Below are 17,506 nucleotides of genomic sequence, written 5' to 3' on the forward strand. Positions count from 1 at the left end.
CTGTTGTACGGACGGCCCGGCGGCCTCAGTGGGCGCCGGGCCGCTGCCGTTGTCGGCGGTAGCGGCCACAATGGGTGGGTGAGTACGACCAGTCTCCCCGCGCCCGACCGTTCGCCCCGGCTCCGCGAAGCCCTGCTCGCCGCCGCCTTCACCGCCGACGGGCTCCTCGACCTGCTCGGTGCACCGGCCTATGCCGCGCTCGCCCGCAGCGAGACTGTTCCGGCGCTGCGTGCCACCAGGGGGGACTCGCCGCTCGAAATACTGGTGCGTCTCTTCCTGCTCCAGTACCCCGTCCCGTACGAGCGGGCCCGCGCCGCGCTCCCACTGGCCGAGTGCATCGAGGACGGCTGGGTGACCCGAACCGGCGACGAGGTGCGGGCCACGGTCGACGTACGCCCGTACAGCGGGCCCGAGGGGCAGGACTGGTACATCGTCTCCGACCTGGGCTGCGCGGTCGGCGGCGCGGGCGGCATCGGTTCGCGCGAGGAGGGTGTGGTCCTCGGAGTCGGCGGGGCGTCCACCACGCTCGCCGGGATTACCGTCCGTACGCCTGTCGCCTCCGCGCTCGATGTCGGTACGGGCTCCGGCATCCAGGCGCTGCACGCCTCGCAGCACGCCACCCGGGTCACGGCCACCGACCTCAACCCGCGTGCGCTGGACTTCACCCGGCTGACGCTCGCCCTGTCCGGCGCCGCCCCGGCCGAACTGCGCCAGGGTTCCCTGTACGAGCCGGTCGGAACCGAGACGTACGACCTGATCGTCTCCAACCCGCCGTTCGTCATCTCGCCCGGCGCCCGCCTCACCTACCGCGACGGCGGCATGGGCGGCGACGATCTGTGCCGGACCCTGGTGCAGCAGTCGGGCGACCGGTTGAACGAAGGCGGATACGCCCACTTTCTCGCCAACTGGCAGCACATCGAGGGCGAGGAGTGGCAGAACCGGCTGAGTTCCTGGGTGCCTCACGGCTGCGACGCCTGGATCGTGCAGCGCGAGGTCCAGGACGTCACGCAGTACGCGGAGCTGTGGCTGCGCGACAGCGGCGACCACCGCACGGATCCCGCAGAGTACGCCGCACGGTACGACGCCTGGCTGGACGAGTTCGAGGCCCGCAAGACCAAGGGCGTCGGCTTCGGCTGGATCACCCTGCGGAAGTCCGCCGCGGCTGCCGCCGGGAACCCGTCCGTCGTGATCGAGGAGTGGCCGCACGCGGTGGAGCAGCCGCTCGGACCGGCCGTCCAGGCCCACTTCGCCCGCCAGGACTACCTCCGCGAACAGGACGACGCGGCGCTCCTGGCCGGCCATTTCGCACTCGCCGCCGAGGTAGTGCAGGAGCAGGTCGGACTGCCGGGCGCGGAGGACCCCGAGCATGTGGTGCTCCGTCAGAACCGCGGCATGCGGCGTGCGACGAAGGTCGACGCCGTCGGCGCGGGCTTCGCGGGCGTGTGCGACGGAACGCTGCCCGCGGGCCGGATCCTGGACGCGATCGCCCAGTTGATGAACGAGGACCCCGTGCTGCTGCGCGACCGCACCCCGCAGGCGATCCGACTGCTGGTGGAGGAGGGCTTCCTGGAGCCGGTGTCGCCGGCGAGTTGATGGCGTTGCTCTGGTTCCAGTCCCAGCCCCGGCCCTGGTCCCGGGGTGGGGCGGCCGCCGACTCCTCCGCCACCGCGGCTGTCTCCGGCACCGGGCTCCGTTCCGGTTCGGGCGCGCGCTGGCGTATGCAATGAACGGGCCCGCCATCAGCGTCTTCACGCTCACCGCCGACAGTCCGCCGCGGGGGCTGCGGATTCCGGTTGGCTCGGGGACCGGTGCTGCGCCCGGGGCCTCGGTCCCGCGCTTCCGGGATGTGTGAATCCGGTCATTCACCGAGGGTTCGCGTGCACGACGCCCTGGGGTGGCAGCCTCCCCCTGACCGGATGGCACAGGCCCCGGACGAGCAGGGACAGGGAGGCGTACGGACATGGAGAGCGGACCTGCGGTCTTCGCCGGAACAGCATTCGCACTGTTCGGCGCCGCGCTGCTGCTGTGGACGGGGGCGCGCGTGCTGCACCGCGCGCCGGTGGCGCATGGTGTGAGCCCCGTCGCCTCAGCCGCTCTCGCCACTGTGTTCGGCGTACTTTTTCTCGTCCTCGGTGTGTGGTGCTTCACCCGCATCTGATCCACTCCCCGCCGGACCGGGCCGGGAACCGCAGGGCACGGCGGCCAGTGGCAGGGAACACGCCCGGACCGTCCGTCCCTCACCGCCGGTGCCGGCAGCGCCGCCACAGCAACCAGAAACCCGCAGGCAGCGGCCGTGCGCGCGGCGGACCGGGCAGTCCGGGCGGCAGGAATGGCGGAAGTCGGGTTACCGTTCGAGTGGCCGTTGCGGGCTTTTGCCGTTTGACACGGGGGCGGGTTGTACCGTCACACTCCGCAGCGACAGCACCGTCGGCAGCGTCACCGCGCTGCCCGGATGCCCACTGAGTGTCGACCGGAGAGAAGAGCGAAGTTGTCCCCGACCAGCGAGACCGCACAGGGCGGCCGCCGACTCGTCATCGTCGAGTCGCCTGCCAAGGCGAAGACGATCAAGGGCTACCTCGGCCCCGGATACGTCGTCGAGGCGAGCGTCGGGCACATCCGCGACCTGCCGAACGGCGCCGCAGAGGTCCCGGACGAGTACACCGGCGAGGTCCGTCGGCTCGGCGTCGACGTCGAGCATGACTTCCAGCCCATCTACGTCGTCAACGCGGACAAGAAGGCGCAGGTCAGGAAGCTCAAGCAGCTGCTGGCCGAGTCCGACGAACTCTTCCTCGCCACCGATGAGGACCGCGAGGGCGAAGCCATCGCGTGGCACCTGCAGGAAGTTCTGAAGCCCAAGGTCCCGGTCCACCGGATGGTCTTCCACGAGATCACCAAGGACGCGATCCGGGAGGCCGTCGCCAACCCGCGCGAGCTCAACCAGCGCATGGTCGACGCCCAGGAGACCCGCCGAATCCTCGACCGTCTCTACGGCTACGAGGTCTCGCCGGTCCTGTGGAAGAAGGTCATGCCGCGCCTGTCGGCCGGCCGCGTCCAGTCCGTGGCGACCCGTCTCGTCGTCGAGCGGGAGCGTGAGCGCATCGCCTTCCGTTCCGCCGAGTACTGGGACCTGACCGGCACGTTCGCCACCGGCCGTGCCGGTGATGCCTCCGACCCGTCGACCCTCGCCGCCCGCCTCAGCGCGGTCGACGGCCGCCGCATCGCCCAGGGCCGTGACTTCGGTCCGGACGGGCAGCTGAAGTCCGGCTCCGGTCAGGTGCTGCACCTGGACGAGACGAACGCCCGCGCCCTGGCCGCCGCGCTCGCCGACGCCACGTTCGCCGTACGGTCCGTCGAGTCGAAGCCGTACCGCCGCTCCCCGTACGCCCCGTTCCGCACGACGACCCTCCAGCAGGAGGCGAGCCGGAAGCTGGGCTTCGGGGCCAAGGCCACCATGCAGGTCGCGCAGAAGCTGTATGAGAACGGCTTCATCACCTATATGCGTACGGACTCCACAACCCTCTCGGACACCGCGGTCTCCGCGGCCCGGGCCCAGGTCACGCAGCTGTACGGCGCCGACTACCTGCCGGACAAGCCGCGCACGTACGCCGGGAAGGTCAAGAACGCGCAGGAGGCGCACGAGGCGATCCGTCCCTCCGGCGACCGCTTCCGCACCCCTGCCGAGACCGGCCTCACCGGCGACCAGTTCCGGCTCTACGAGCTGATCTGGAAGCGGACCGTCGCCTCCCAGATGAAGGACGCGGTCGGTAACTCCGTCACCGTCAAGATCGGTGGCCGGGCGAGCGACGGCCGGGACGCCGAGTTCTCCGCGTCCGGCAAGACGATCACCTTCCACGGCTTCATGAAGGCGTACGTCGAGGGCGCCGACGACCCGAACGCCGAGCTCGACGACCGCGAGCGGCGCCTCCCGCAGGTCGCCGAGGGCGATGCGCTGTCCGCCGAGGAGATCTCGGTCGACGGCCACGCCACCAAGCCGCCGGCCCGCTACACCGAGGCCTCGCTGGTCAAGGAGCTCGAAGAGCGCGAGATCGGCCGCCCGTCGACGTACGCCTCGATCATCGGCACGATCCTGGACCGCGGCTACGTCTTCAAGAAGGGCACGGCGCTCGTCCCGTCCTTCCTCTCCTTCGCCGTGGTCAACCTGCTGGAGAAGCACTTCGGCCGGCTCGTCGACTACGACTTCACCGCGAAGATGGAGGACGACCTCGACCGCATCGCGCGCGGCGAGGCCCAGTCCGTGCCGTGGCTGAAGCGCTTCTACTTCGGTGCGGGCGCCGGCGACACGGCCGGAGCGGGGGCGGCCTCCGACGCGGGCAACGGCGACGGCGACCACCTCGGCGGTCTGAAGGAGCTCGTCACCGACCTCGGCGCGATCGACGCGCGTGAGATCTCCTCCTTCCCCGTCGGCAACGACATCAAGCTCCGGGTCGGCCGCTACGGCCCGTACATCGAGCGCGGCGAGAAGGACTCCGAGGGCCACCAGCGCGCGGACGTGCCGGAGGACCTGGCGCCCGACGAGCTGTCCGTCGAGTACGCGGAGGAGCTGCTGGCCAAGCCGAGCGGCGACTTCGAGCTCGGTGCGGACCCGATCACCGGGCACCAGATCATCGCCAAGGACGGGCGTTACGGCCCGTACGTCACCGAGGTGCTGCCCGAGGGCACCCCGAAGACCGGAAAGAACGCGGTCAAGCCGCGGACGGCCTCGCTCTTCAAGTCCATGTCGCTGGACACGGTGACGCTGGCCGACGCGCTCAGGCTGATGTCGCTGCCGCGTGTCGTCGGTGAGGACGTCGACGGCGTCGAGATCACCGCGCAGAACGGCCGCTACGGCCCGTATCTGAAGAAGGGCACGGACTCGCGGTCGCTGACCTCCGAGGAACAGCTCTTCGACATCACCCTCGAAGAGGCCCTCGCGATCTACGCCCAGCCCAAGCAGCGCGGCCGCGCCGCCGCCAAGCCACCGCTGAAGGAACTGGGCACCGACCCGGTGAGCGGGGCTCCGGTCGTGGTCAAGGACGGGCGCTTCGGTGCGTACGTCACCGACGGCGAGACCAACGCCACGCTGCGGACCGACGACAGCGTCGAGACCATCACGCCGGAGCGCGGCTACGAGCTGCTCGCCGAGAAGCGCGCCAAGGGGCCCGCCAAGAAGAAGACGGCGAAGAAGGCCCCGGCCAAGAAGGCGACCGCGAAGAAGACGGCGGCCAAGAAGACGACTGCGGCAGCCAAGAAGACCGCGGCGAAGAAGACGACGACCGCGAAGAAGACGTCTGCGGCGAAGAAGACGACTGCGGCGTCTGTGGAGGACTGACCGCACGACCGATCGCCGGAGGGGCTGGGTTTTCCAGCCCCTCCGGCGTTTGCGTACCGGGGTCGGGTGGGCGAGGGCGGGGCGCCTGTGGCGGGGCTGGTTCCCTACCCGCCCCTTCCCGGAACCGGGGCTCTGCCCGGACCCCGCTCCTCAAGCGCCGGAGGGGCCGGGAATCCCCCTCAATCGCCGGCGGGGCTGGAGATGCCCGCCCCCGGACGCCCATATGTTCGGGCGGGGCCTCCGGGGACCCCGCCGCTCCGGATAGGCTGGGCGGATGACGCGAGCCGAGCAGCCAACGGTCGTGAGCCCCACCTCCGACACACTTGCCGCAGACTCACGCGAGCGTGCCGTACGAGCCCTGTTGCGTGTTCCCCCGCTGAAGCGGTTGTGGAGCGCCCAGCTCGTCGGCGGTATCGGCGATGCACTCGCCCTTCTCGTGCTGGTGCTGATGTCGTTGCAAGCGGCGGTCCTCGAGGGCTCATTCGGAGCCGGGTACCGAGGGGCGGCGTTTGCCGTCGCCGCGGTGTTCGGCGCCCGGATCCTTGCCACCCTGCTCTTCGGGGCCGTACTCCTGGGGCCGCTGACCACGCTCACCGCGCCAGGAGGACCGCTGGACCGGCGGTGGCTGATGATCGGGACGGACGGGCTGCGGCTCGCGCTGCTGGTCGTCGCACCGCTGTGGATCGACTGGATGCCCGACAAGGCGCTCATGATGATCCTCATCACCGTCTTCGTCGTCGGCGCAGCCGAACGCCTGTGGACGGTCGCCAAGGACGGTGCCGCCCCCGCGCTGCTGCCCGCCCCGCCCCCCGAAGGCGCCGCTGTACGTCCGTTGCCCGACCACCTCGACGCACTGCGCCGGCTCTCCATCCGTACCGACTTCGCCGCCATTCCGGTCGCCGCCGCTGTCCTGCTGATCGCCACGCTCATCGGCAACCTGCTGGGCTCGGGCCTGGAGTGGTTCTCGCTCCACCAGGCGGCCCTCGGCTCGTACGTCGCGGCCGGGCTCTTCTCGGCCTCGATCTCCACCTTGTACTTCCTGGAACTGCCCGGTTCGCAGACGCCCCGCCCGCGCTCGCCGCTGGAGGGCCTGCGCCGGCCGTCGACCGGCAGCGGACCCGACAAGGGCCGCACCGGATCCGTGCCGCTGATCGTCGGCGCCTCTGCCGCAGTCGCCGGAGCCATTGCCGCCGCTGCCGCCGTCGCCGTACTGCACGCCGCCGACCTGGGCGGCGGCCCCGCCACCTTCGCCCTGTTGATCCTCGGCCTGACCGGAGCCACGGGTGTCGGCATCCGAACCGCGGGGAAGGTGCTGCCCGCGCTGTCGCGGCGCCGGCTGCTCGCGCTGGCCACCGCCGTCACGGGCGTCGCACTCCTTGCCATGGGACTCGTGCCGGACACGGCGACCGTGCTGATGATCGCGGTGCTCGCCGGATACTCGGCGGGTGTCGCGGCCGGCACCGGTCATGTCCTGGTCGACCAGGAGACCGAGGAGTTCCGCCGAGCCAGGACCACCGAACACCTCCAGGCCGTCGTACGAGTCCTCATCGCGCTCGGCGCGCTCGCGGGCCCGTTGCTGGCCGCCGCGATCGGCGAGCACCGGCTGACCTCCGGTGACTTCGTCTTCGCCCACGGTGGAGCGGCCTTCGCGCTGATGCTGATCGGCGCATTGCTGCTGCCCGTTGCCGTGATCGTCCTCGCCAAGACGGACGATCGCTCCGGAGTGCCGCTGCGCCGTGATCTGCGCGAGGCACTGCGCGGCGGCGACCCGGCCGTCGCCCCCGCCGCGACCGGTTTCTTCCTCGTCCTGGAGGGCGGCGACGGCGCCGGCAAGTCCACCCAGGTAGAGGCGCTCGCCGAGTGGATCCGCGCCAAGGGCCACGAGGTCGTCGTCACCCGCGAGCCGGGCGCGACCCCGGTCGGCAAGCGGCTGCGCTCGATCCTGCTCGATGTGTCGTCGGCCGGGCTCTCCAACCGGGCCGAGGCACTGCTGTACGCCGCCGACCGCGCCGAGCACGTCGACTCGGTCGTCCGTCCGGCGCTGGAGCGGGGCGCGATCGTCATCTCCGACCGCTACATCGACTCGTCCGTTGCCTACCAGGGCGCGGGCCGTGACCTCTCCCCGACCGAGATCGCCCGCATCTCGCGCTGGGCGACGAGTGGACTCGTACCGCATCTGACAGTGCTGCTGGACGTCGACCCGGAGACCGCGCGGGAACGGTTCACCGAGGCGCCCGACCGGCTGGAGTCCGAGCCGCCCGAGTTCCATGCCCGGGTGCGGTCCGGCTTTCTGACGCTGGCCGCGGCCGACCCGACCCGCTATCTGGTGGTGGACGCGGGCCAGGATCCGGAATCGATCACCACGGTCGTACGCCACCGGCTCGACCAGCTCCTCCCGCTCTCCGAGGCCGAGATCAAGGCCCAGGAGGAGGCGCGCAAGGCCGCCGAGGAAGAGGCCAGGCGCAAGGCCGAGGAAGAGGCGGCCCGCAAGGCCGAGGAGGAGCGGCTGGAGCGCGAGCGGCAGGAACAGCTCGCCAAGCTCCGCGCCGAGGAGGAGGAGCGCAAGCGTCGGGAGCTGGAGGAGGCACGCCGGCGTGAGGCCGAACGCCAGGCGGAGGAGGCCCGGCAGCGGGCCGAGGAAGCCCGGCGTCTGGCCGAGGAGGAGAGGGCCAGGCTGGAGGCCGAGGAAGCGGCCCGCGAGGCCGAGCAGGCCCGGCTGCGCAGGCAGGCCGAGGAGGAGGCCCGGCTGCGCAAGGAGGCCGAGGCGCGGCGGCTGGAGAAGCAGCGCAAGGCCGAAGAGGCGCTGCTGCGGGCCGAGGAAGCCCGTCGGCAGGCCGAGGCGGAGGCGGCCCGGGCGGAGGCGGCTGCGGCAGCGTCCGTACCGGACAGCGAGATCACGGTGCCGACACCGATCGTCAACCCGAACGATGTGACGCAGCCGGTGCCTTCGCCGGTCACCCCGCCCTCGCCCTCCGACGAGGCCGAGACGGCGATGATTCCGAAGATCCACGACCGGTCCGACCGGTCCGACCGGTCCGACCGGTCCGAGCGCCCTGGCGCGGCGGGTGCCGCGGATGAGACGGCGGTTCTTCCTCCGGTACAGGACGTGCGCGACGCCCGGGCTGCTCGTGACGCCCGGTACGCGAATCCGGCAGACCGGGTTCCGCGGGGCATCTTCCGTGACGAGCGCCCGGTCGACTCCGCCCGGGAGAGCGAGAACGAGCGCACGCGCGAGCTTCCGCAGATCGGCGACCCGCATGCGGTCGCCCCGCAGCCGGTTCAGGACCACTGGGACGGTCAGGAACACCAGGAGCGCCGGGGTCGGCGCCCTCGCCCCGACTGGGCCGAGGAGACCCCGCTGGACGATCTTCCGACGCTGGCGGACGAGCTGCTGGGCGACCACCGCGACGACGAGGGCTCAGGCCCATCGGGCCGGGGACGGCGCCCGCGCCGCTGATCCGCGGAGGCTGCCGGGCGGGCCTGCCCGGCAGCCGGACTGCGGTGCTGCCGGGATTGTCAGACCCGTCCCCCACAATGGGAGTCGGATCGGGTAAGCCGGATCGACAAGCAGTGACATCACAGCTGCGCGGCCGCATCACAGGACAGCCGCGCAGCCGCACACCACCGGAAGGGCGGTGACCCATGACCGTATGGGACGACCTGGTCGGTCAGGATCGGGTGCAGGAGCAGCTCGGTGCCGCCGCCCGGGACGCCGATGCGCTGGTCACCGCCCACTCCGCGGGGGAGCCGGTGCCTCCGGGGTCGAAGATGACCCACGCCTGGCTGTTCACCGGCCCGCCGGGCTCCGGCTGTTCCACCGCCGCCCGGGCCTTCGCCGCCGCCCTCCAGTGCACCAGCCCCGACCGCGCCCTGGGCGGCGCACCGGGCTGCGGCTTCTGCGACGGCTGTCACACCAGCCTCATCGGTACGCACGCCGACGTAGAGGTGGTCCGTACCGATCTGCTCTCCATCGGTGTGAAGGAGACCCGCGAGCTGGTCCGCCGCGCCCAGCTCTCCCCGGCCGTCGGCCGCTGGCAGGTCATCGTTCTGGAGGACGCCGACCGGCTCACCGAAGGCGCGGGGAACGTCCTGCTGAAGGCTGTCGAGGAGCCCGCGCCGCGCACGGTGTGGCTGCTCTGCGCACCCTCCCTCGAAGATGTGCTGCCCACCATCCGTTCCCGCTGCCGTCACCTCACACTGCGCACGCCCCCGGTCGACGCTGTCGCCGACGTCCTGATCCGGCGCGACGGCATCGATCCGGAGCGGGCCGCGTCCGCCGCCCGTGCCACCCAGGGCCACATCGGCAGGGCCCGCCGCCTCGCCACCGACGAGAGGGCCCGCTCCCGTCGTGTCGCCGTGCTCAAGCTCCCGCTGCGGGTCGAGGACATCGGAGGCTGCCTCAAGGCCGCCCAGGAGCTGATCGACACCGCCACCGATGACGCCAAGCAGGTCTCGGAGGAGGTCGACGCCAAGGAGACGGAAGAGATGAAGGCCGCGCTCGGCGCTGCCGCCGGGGGGCGGATGCCGCGCGGCACGGCGGGGGTGATGAAGGAGCTGGAGGACAGACAGAAGCGCCGCAAGACCCGTACCCAGCGCGACAGCCTCGATCTCGCTCTCACCGATCTGACCGGCTTCTACCGCGACGTACTTGCCATCCAGCTGGGCTCGCGGATCGCCATCGCCAATGCGGACGCACAGGACGCCCTCGACCGCATCGCCCGCTCCTCCACGCCCGAGCGAACCCTGCGCCGGATAGAGGCGGTGATCGCCTGTCGCCGCGCGCTGGACCGCAATGTGGCGCCGCTGCTCGCGGTGGAGGCGATGACGATGGCGCTGCGCGCGGGCTGACGCCACTGGTCTTGTCACTCATCGCCGCTGCTCAAGCCACTTGTCACTGCTTTTTCACCCGTACGAGCAGAGAAGCGGGCGAGCCGTCATGCGGCGACTACGCTCCGGGGATGGACACCAGGCGCTCGCTCCGTATCCTTGCCACCGCGCTCGGCACTGCCGGCCTCCTCATCTCCGGCTGCAGCAGTGGAAGTTCGACGAACGCCACGCCGTCCGTCTCATCGGCCCCCGCCGCGCTCAAGCCGTATTACGCGCAACAGCTGAACTGGCGGGACTGCGGCGTCGAGGGATTCCAGTGCACGACGATGAAGGCGCCCCTGGACTACGGGAAGCCGGACGGCGGCGACATCAAGCTGGCCGTCTCCCGCACGAAGGCCACCGGACCCGGCGAGCGGATCGGTTCCCTCCTGGTGAATCCGGGCGGCCCCGGCGGTTCGGCCATCGGCTATCTCCAGAGTTACGCGGCCATCGGCTACCCCGCCCAGGTCCGGGCCCGTTACGACATGGTCGCCATCGACCCGCGCGGAGTGGCCCGCAGCGAACCTGTCGAATGTCTCACCGGTCCGCAGATGGACGCCTACACCCAGGTCGACCAGACCCCGGACGACGCCACCGAGGTCGACGAGCTGAGCGGCGCCTACAAGGAGTTCGCAAGCGGCTGCGAGCGGCGCTCCGGCGAGATCCTTCCGCATGTCTCCACCGTCGAGACGGCCCGCGACATGGACATGCTGCGGTCCCTGCTCGGTGACGAGAAGCTGCACTACGTCGGGGCGTCGTACGGCACCTACCTCGGCGCGACGTACGCCGAGCTCTTCCCCGCCCGGGTCGGCCGCCTGGTCCTGGACGGTGCGATGGATCCGTCGCTCCCCGCCGTGGACGTGAACCGCGACCAGAACGCGGGCTTCGAGACCGCGTTCCAGTCCTTCGCCGCCGACTGCGTGAAGAACACGGACTGCCCGCTCGGCACCACCTCCACCGCCGACGCGGCCACCCGCCTGAAGCAGCTCTTCGCCGGGCTCGACGCCAGGCCGATCCCCACCGGCGACTCCCGCGAGCTCACCGAGTCCCTCGCCACCACGGGAGTCATCGCCGCCATGTACGACGAGTCGGCCTGGCCCCAGCTCCGCGATGCCCTCACCGGCGCCGAGCAGGGCGACGGCTCCGGCCTGCTCTCCTTGGCGGACAGCTACTACGAACGAGAACCGAACGGCACGTACGCGAACCTGATGTCCGCCAACGCCGCCGTGAACTGCCTGGACCTGCCGCCCGCCTTCGCCGACGCCAATGCCGCCGCCCAGGCGCTTCCCGGCTTCGAGAAGGCGTCCCCGGTCTTCGGCAGGACCTTTACCTGGGCCGCCCTGAACTGCGCCCACTGGCCGGCTCGGCCCACCGGCACCCCCCACCGCATCGAGGCGAAGGGTGCCGACCCGATCCTGGTGGTCGGCACCACCCGCGACCCTGCCACCCCGTACAAGTGGGCCGAGTCCCTGGCCGGCCAGCTCTCCTCCGGCACCCTTCTCACCTACCGCGGCGACGGCCACACGGCGTACGGCCGCGGCAGTGACTGCATCGACACGGCGATCAACACCTACCTCCTGGACGGCACCCCGCCGAGCGACGGCAAGCAGTGCTCCTGATCCCACCCGGCCCGCCACTGACCTGCGAAAACGGTCCAGAGTCGGGCTGGTACGGAGCACCCCCGGAAACTGTGTAGACTTGGCGACGCTGCTGATCGCACCATGGTGCGACAGGGTGTGCCGCCTTAGCTCAGTTGGCCAGAGCAACGCACTCGTAATGCGTAGGTCTCGGGTTCGAATCCCGAAGGCGGCTCCGTGAAAGCCCCAGGACTCACTCGCCGTGACCTGGGGCTTTTGCTTTTCTCGCTCCCTTTGTCGGCAGGCTAAGCCTCCTGGTGGAACGGCCCGTCGAGGCCCACCCGTTCAGGTGAACCGAAACCGCCGACGAGATCACCGCCCGGATCTGCCGCTACCGCACGTGTATCTCGGGACCGGATCACCAGCGCCAGTTCAGCATCCGCTGCGTCAGCCGGGCCTGGAGGACCGAGATGCCTCGGATCAGGGGGAAGCCGCCGATCTGGGCCGCGAAGACAACCGAGGAGTGGGCGAGCCAGGCGCCGGCCAGGGTGGGGCCGCCCCAGGACGTGTCGAAGAGGGAGTCCGCGCTGAAGGGGTGGCCGATGGCGCTGATCGCGTCGGGGCGCAGGAAGTAGAGATAGCCCATGTAGAAGCCCACCAGGAGCATGGCGGTGGCGACGAAGCACACCACCGCCGGGATCAGGACCGCGAAGCTGTGGCCGATCACGCGCAGGAAGCCGGGGGACTTGCCGGGCCTCGGGGAGTGCGCGAAGGCGTGACGGTCGGCCAGACGCACTTGCCAGCGCGCGGCGGTGCGGCCCAGGCCGATGAGGGCCATCGGCACGGCGATCAGGGCCAGAGGGAGGCTCGCCAGGCCGAAGGTGGCCGGGTCGCGCACCCACCGGCGCAGTAGTCCGTGGACCTCGAGAGAGCGGGGGTGGGCGAAGCCGGCCATGTCGATTCCTCGGTGCTTGGGGTCTGCCAACACCTCCACGGTAGAAAAACGGCCTTCTCAGGGCATCACCTGCGGGAGGGAGATGTCCCGTGATACTTCCGTATGACGCTTCTCGGGGGAAAAGACGCCAAGGGCACCGGACGGGGGTTTCGTCCGGTGCCCTTGGCGTCTTGAGGCGAGTGCGCCGGATCAGGCGCCGGCGGCGTCCATCTGCGCGGCCAGGCTCTTGGGGCGCATGTCCGTCCAGTTCTGCTCGACGTAGTCGAGGCACGCCTGGCGGGTGTCCTCGGCCAGGGCCACGGTCCAGCCGTCGGGGACCGCGACGAACGCCGGCCAGATCGAGTGCTGGCCCTCGTCGTTGGTCAGCACCAGGTAGCGGCCGTCATTGTCCTCGAAGGGGTTGCTCACTGTGTGCACCTCTCAGGTGTCGGGAAGGGGGTCAGTTTTCCAGTACGTAGCCGTCGCCCGGGCGGTAGGCGCGGGACCGGCGCAGATCCGTCATAACGAACGTGCGCTGCACATAGCGGTCCCGGCCGTCGTAGCGAGGTGTGAACGCGGTACGTCCGTGCACGGTGACTCGGTTGTCGACGATGGCGAGGTCGCCGGGCATGAGGTAGGCCGTGCGCGCGGTCGCGGCGAACAGGCGCTGCAGCTCCCCCAGGGCGTCGGCGGCGCGCGTGGTCAGCGGCTTGGTGGCCGCCAGGTCGACCCGCAGGTCCGGGTCCGACGGGTCGCCGAAGAGCACCGCGTGCGGTGGGGCGCTCGCGGTGCCGGCGCCGAACGACGGCGGGGGCGCCGTCTCGAACTCCGGGCTCGACAGGCACGCGCGGGTCGTGTCGTCGAGGAGCGGCAGGATCTCCCTGGTGCAGACCGTGCGCAGTCCCGCCCGGCGCTCGTGGTCCTCCCGCAGGCAGAGCAGCATGATGTACTCAGGGCGGTGCGGGTGGAAGGCGTTCTCATTGTGGAACGACAGCTCCACCGAGCCCGCGTTCCCCTGGAACTCCTCCTGCGCCGGGACCGGGACGACGTCCTGGACGAGCGCGCCGCTCTTCTCGGCCAGGAACGCGCCCGGGTCGCCGAGCGCGCAGGCCGTCAGCATGAGCAGGGCCGCAGGGACGGTGGCCGTCCGCTGGACCGAGCCGGGGACCGTCGGCGTTTCGGGCACCGTATCCGGGTCCACCGGGAGTCCGCCGAGGAGCATCGAGCCGCTGCTGCCGGAGTCGCGGCGGAAGTTGCTGAGGGACCTGCGGAAGGCGGCGGGTGTGTCGTGCAGGGCGTTGCGGGCAGCAGCCACCCAATCGGGGTCGTCGATGCGGTCCGTGGACAGGCCGCACAGTTGCTCGGCCAATGTGCCTAGGGCAGCGGAATCGACCGGATCAAGTACCAGGGCCGGTGCTCCGGCTTCCGTTCCAATAGTTGTTGACATTCCGAACCGCCCTCCACCGGGGAAAGTCTCCATACCGAATGCCGCACCCGGTGCCGATGGCACAGAAATTGTGATGCGGTAACAGTGCAGAAGTTAGTGAGTGTCACTTTCGAATCGATATCGCCGAGCCGATCAGCGGGTCGTGGCATGCTCCGGGCCGCTGTGGGAGCGCCGGTCGCCGAGCAGTTCGGGCAGGCCGATCACGATGGAGCGCAGCGCGTCGATCACGTTGGCCTCGCCGTACCGGGCGGCGAGTGCTCCGGAGACCAGGTGGAACTCCGTGCAGCCGCACACCACGCCTGTGCAGTCGTACCGCTGGACCAGGAGGTCGATGGTGGGCACGATGCCGGGCATCGGCCCGTGCAGCTTCATCCGGTACACCATCTGGTGCACCAACTCCTGGTCCCTGCTGTCCGGCAGGACGATCTGGCTCTCCACCGCGGGCCAGGAGGGCGCGTTCTGGAAGATGCGCGCCTCGCGCGATCCCGATGTGCACAGGAGCAGGAAGCGGCCCGGTGCCGAGACGAGTCCGTCCAGGGTGACGTCGACGAGGGACACCAGGTTCCGGCGCAGTACCGGTTCGACCTCGGGCAGGAAGTGGTGCGCGGTGAAGCAGGTGACCACGGTCGTGGTCGCGCCCTGCCTCGTCAGGCCCGCGAGGCGGGCGCAGAGGCGTTCCTTGAGGTAGTCGTCGACGCCGCTCCGGATGGCCCGGGTGCGGTCGGGGAACATCGGGTCGGAGTCCAACAGGATCCGGGGCATGTCCTGTTCGCGGTCCACGCGACGTTGCGCGTAGATGTTCTTGATGAACTCGGCCGAGGCCAGCGGCCCCATGCCGCCAAGGACGCCCAACACGCCGCGGTCACCCATTACGGCAGCCATCTGTCAATCAATCCTTCGGTCAGGCTCGCTCGTCGGGCCCTGCGGGCACCCGGTTCGGGGTCAGGAGCGGCGGCGGTACTGGCGGACGGCGAGCGGTGCGAAGATCGCTATGAGGAGCGTCAGCCAGCCGATCGCGCCGAACAGGTCGGACGTGGAGAGGCCACCGTTGAGGAGACCCCGGCAGGAGTCGATGACGAAGGTCGTCGGGTTGACCTCCGCGACCACCTGCAGCCAGCTCGGCAGGGTGTCGGTCGGCACGAACAGCGAGCTGGTGAACTGCAGCGGCATCATCCAGATGAAGCCGAGCGACTGCACGGTGCTCGGGTTGCGCAGGACGAGACCGATGTACGCCGACACCCAGCCGAGCGCCATGCCGTAGAACATCAGGAGCAGCACCGCGGCGGCGGCCGGCAGGACGCCGGTGTGCACGCGGAAGCCGATCGCGAACGCGAAGGCGAGCAGGAACACTTGGCCGATCAGGAGCCGGACCGTGTCGGACAGGACTCGTCCGGTCAGGACCGCGGAGCGCGCGATGGGCAGCGAACGGAAGCGGTCCATCACGCCCGTGCTGAAGTCCACGTTCAGGCCGACGCCCGTGGCCTGCGACGAGAAGCCGATGGCCTGCGCCATGATCCCCGGCATCAGGTACTGCAGGTAGTCGTCGCGGTTGTTCCCGATGGCGCCGCCGAGCAGGTAGACGAAGACGACGGTGAGCACCATCGGCATGACTACCGCGTCGACGAGCTGCTCCGGGTCGTTCATCACCTTGACGAGATTCCGTCGGGCAATGACCAGGGAATGGCGTGCCGCGGCAACCGGCGAGACTTTCCGACTCCGTTCGCCCACGCCGCTCCGCTCATTCGTCGGCACGGAAGTGATCGTCATCTTCTTCTCTGTCCGAAGTCGCCCTGAGCGGCCCATGGCGAGCCTTTCTCTGAGCACCTGCCGGGGACGGCTGGTCTGTCGGACCATAGGAGTCGGAGATATCGGTGGCATATCGCATCCATTTGTGCGGGGCTCCCACCGGGTCGATAAGGGCGCAATATTCCGGCTGCCTACCATCGGTCCTCGACCGGGCGCGCCGGTGCCGTCCGACGCGGAGAGGCCCGTCGGGCCGGCCGAGTTCCGGTACAGGAGGCCCCGATCATGTACGACGTCATCGTCGTCGGCGCCCGTTGCGCCGGTGCGCCGACAGCCATGCTCTTCTCCCGCAACGGCTATCGCGTCCTGCTCCTTGAGAAGGCGCGGTGGCCCAAGGACACGCTGTCCACGCACTACATCCACCAGCCCGGAGTGGCGCGCCTGGCCCGCTGGGGCGTCCTCGACGACGTGGTGGCCACCGGGTGCCCGCCCGTCGACCGTGTGACCTACCGGACCGAGGACATCCAACTGACCGGCTGCTCACAGCCGGTGGATGGCTTCCGCGCGGCGTACGCACCGCGAAGGCACCTGCTCGATCCGGTCCTGACGGGGGCAGCGATCAGGGCGGGCGTGGACTTCCAGGAGGGCTGCCAGGTCGAGGACGTCCTCACCTCCGACGACCGAGTCGTCGGGGTCCGCTACCGGACGCCCGGGGGAGGCGTGGTCGAGGAGCGTGCCCGCCTCGTCGTCGGAGCGGACGGCATGCGGTCCACCATCGCCGCGAAGGTGGGGGCGCCGATGACGGTTGAGGACCCCCGGCTCTCCTGCGCCTACTACAGCTACTGGGAGGGCGTGCCCGCCCACTTCGAGCTCGCCGAGGCGCCCTCGCGGTGGATCGGCACCCTGCCGACGAACGACGGCCTCACCCTGGTGGGCGCCTACTTCCCGCAGGCCGAGTTCGGCCGGGTCAAGGCGGACGCGTCGGCGGCGTACATCGAGAGTATTAGGGAGAACGCGCCCGCCCTGTACGAGCGGCTGCGGTCCGGGCGGCAGGTGGAGCGCCTGTACGGAACGGGCGAGCAGCAGAACTTCTTCCGCAAGGCGGCCGGGGCAGGCTGGGCCCTGGTCGGGGACGCCGGCCACCACAAGGACTCCATCACCGCCCGCGGCATGATGGACGCCTTCCTGCAGGCCGAGTTGCTCGCCGGACACGTCGGTTCCGACCTGCACGACGAGGTGCGGCTCACCGCGGGCCTCGCGCGCTATGAGCGGGATCGCGACGACCAGCTCATCGACGGCTACCAGGGCACTCTCACCGTCGCCGGGCTCTCCACGTCGCCCGAGCACCTCGCCATGCTGCGGGCCATCGCCCACGACCAGGACCTGGTGGACGGCTACTTCTCCACGCTCTCCGGCGCCATCGAGATCGACGACTTCTACACCGAGGAGCTCCTCGACCAGCTGGCGGTCTGATGCGGCGTCGTACTGGAGAGCTACAGGGCAAGAGCACTCCTGAGCGGGACGCACGCCACGGGGATGGATCATTACCGTTCTTCTCAGTGCTCAACTCCCGAGGAGGACAAGGAGAACATCCCTGATGCGAGCCCTAC

12 protein-coding genes and 1 tRNA gene are annotated in these 17,506 nt (G+C 70.4%); 8 read left to right on the forward strand and 5 right to left on the reverse strand.

Annotated elements, in window-relative coordinates; genetic code table 11:
• Window positions 1–78: 78 nt before the first annotated feature.
• The 7 genes from OG953_RS23800 to OG953_RS23830 all read left to right on the forward strand — a co-directional run bounded on the left by OG953_RS23800 (window position 79) and on the right by OG953_RS23830 (window position 12,007).
• Window positions 79–1,593, forward strand: coding sequence for a methyltransferase (locus OG953_RS23800; RefSeq protein ID WP_405686714.1), 1,515 nt, complete (start codon window positions 79–81; stop codon window positions 1,591–1,593).
• Window positions 1,594–1,960: 367 nt separating this feature from the next.
• A complete protein-coding gene (locus OG953_RS23805; RefSeq protein WP_093893721.1) occupies window positions 1,961–2,158 on the forward strand; it encodes a hypothetical protein in 198 nt (65 codons plus the stop codon).
• A gap of 330 nt (window positions 2,159–2,488) precedes the next feature.
• Window positions 2,489–5,329, forward strand: coding sequence for a type I DNA topoisomerase (topA, locus tag OG953_RS23810; RefSeq protein WP_405686715.1), 2,841 nt, complete (start codon window positions 2,489–2,491; stop codon window positions 5,327–5,329).
• 274 nt (window positions 5,330–5,603) lie between these two features.
• Window positions 5,604–8,786, forward strand: a complete 3,183-nt coding sequence (gene tmk / locus OG953_RS23815) for a dTMP kinase (RefSeq protein WP_405686717.1) — start codon at window positions 5,604–5,606, stop codon at window positions 8,784–8,786.
• A gap of 185 nt (window positions 8,787–8,971) precedes the next feature.
• On the forward strand, window positions 8,972–10,177 hold the full coding sequence (locus OG953_RS23820) for a DNA polymerase III subunit delta' (RefSeq protein WP_405686719.1): 1,206 nt from the start codon (window positions 8,972–8,974) through the stop codon (window positions 10,175–10,177).
• A 110-nt stretch (window positions 10,178–10,287) separates the two neighbouring features.
• Window positions 10,288–11,814 (forward strand): alpha/beta hydrolase, encoded by a 1,527-nt coding sequence (locus OG953_RS23825; protein ID WP_405686720.1) that lies wholly within the window; start codon window positions 10,288–10,290, stop codon window positions 11,812–11,814.
• A gap of 119 nt (window positions 11,815–11,933) precedes the next feature.
• Window positions 11,934–12,007 (forward strand) — tRNA-Thr (locus tag OG953_RS23830).
• Between the two features lie 183 nt (window positions 12,008–12,190).
• On the opposite strand, the gene OG953_RS23835 is transcribed toward OG953_RS23830, so the two are convergent.
• The 5 genes from OG953_RS23835 to OG953_RS23855 all read right to left on the reverse strand — a co-directional run bounded on the left by OG953_RS23835 (window position 12,191) and on the right by OG953_RS23855 (window position 15,956).
• Complete coding sequence (locus OG953_RS23835; RefSeq protein ID WP_405686721.1) at window positions 12,191–12,757, reverse strand: hypothetical protein; 567 nt, start codon at window positions 12,755–12,757, stop codon at window positions 12,191–12,193.
• Between the two features lie 159 nt (window positions 12,758–12,916).
• Complete coding sequence (locus OG953_RS23840) at window positions 12,917–13,135, reverse strand: MbtH family protein (RefSeq protein WP_405686722.1); 219 nt, start codon at window positions 13,133–13,135, stop codon at window positions 12,917–12,919.
• A gap of 31 nt (window positions 13,136–13,166) precedes the next feature.
• On the reverse strand, window positions 13,167–14,153 hold the full coding sequence (locus OG953_RS23845) for a TauD/TfdA family dioxygenase (protein ID WP_405686723.1): 987 nt from the start codon (window positions 14,151–14,153) through the stop codon (window positions 13,167–13,169).
• A gap of 132 nt (window positions 14,154–14,285) precedes the next feature.
• Window positions 14,286–15,035, reverse strand: a complete 750-nt coding sequence (locus OG953_RS23850) for an aspartate/glutamate racemase family protein (RefSeq protein WP_405686724.1) — start codon at window positions 15,033–15,035, stop codon at window positions 14,286–14,288.
• Window positions 15,036–15,095: 60 nt separating this feature from the next.
• A complete protein-coding gene (locus OG953_RS23855) occupies window positions 15,096–15,956 on the reverse strand; it encodes an ABC transporter permease (protein ID WP_405686725.1) in 861 nt (286 codons plus the stop codon).
• 225 nt (window positions 15,957–16,181) lie between these two features.
• Here OG953_RS23855 and OG953_RS23860 point away from each other — a divergent pair, with 225 nt between their 5' ends.
• The gene (locus OG953_RS23860; RefSeq protein ID WP_405686726.1) at window positions 16,182–17,369 is read left to right on the forward strand and encodes an NAD(P)/FAD-dependent oxidoreductase; all 1,188 of its coding nucleotides are present in this window, start codon (window positions 16,182–16,184) and stop codon (window positions 17,367–17,369) included.
• Window positions 17,370–17,506: the final 137 nt, after the last annotated feature.

This window comes from Streptomyces sp. NBC_00057 (assembly GCF_045041165.1).
Classification (GTDB): domain Bacteria; phylum Actinomycetota; class Actinomycetes; order Streptomycetales; family Streptomycetaceae; genus Streptomyces.

Bases quoted from the DNA above. Each gene is read 5' to 3' on its own strand.
- OG953_RS23820 (WP_405686719.1), top strand. From the start codon at position 8,972: ATGACCGTATGGGACGACCTGGTCGGTCAGGATCGGGTGCAGGAGCAG.
- OG953_RS23845 (WP_405686723.1), bottom strand. From the start codon at position 14,153: ATGTCAACAACTATTGGAACGGAAGCCGGAGCACCGGCCCTGGTACTT.
- tmk (WP_405686717.1), top strand. From the start codon at position 5,604: ATGACGCGAGCCGAGCAGCCAACGGTCGTGAGCCCCACCTCCGACACA.
- OG953_RS23825 (WP_405686720.1), top strand. From the start codon at position 10,288: ATGGACACCAGGCGCTCGCTCCGTATCCTTGCCACCGCGCTCGGCACT.
- OG953_RS23850 (WP_405686724.1), bottom strand. From the start codon at position 15,035: ATGGCTGCCGTAATGGGTGACCGCGGCGTGTTGGGCGTCCTTGGCGGC.
- OG953_RS23855 (WP_405686725.1), bottom strand. From the start codon at position 15,956: ATGGGCCGCTCAGGGCGACTTCGGACAGAGAAGAAGATGACGATCACT.
- OG953_RS23860 (WP_405686726.1), top strand. From the start codon at position 16,182: ATGTACGACGTCATCGTCGTCGGCGCCCGTTGCGCCGGTGCGCCGACA.
- OG953_RS23805 (WP_093893721.1), top strand. From the start codon at position 1,961: ATGGAGAGCGGACCTGCGGTCTTCGCCGGAACAGCATTCGCACTGTTC.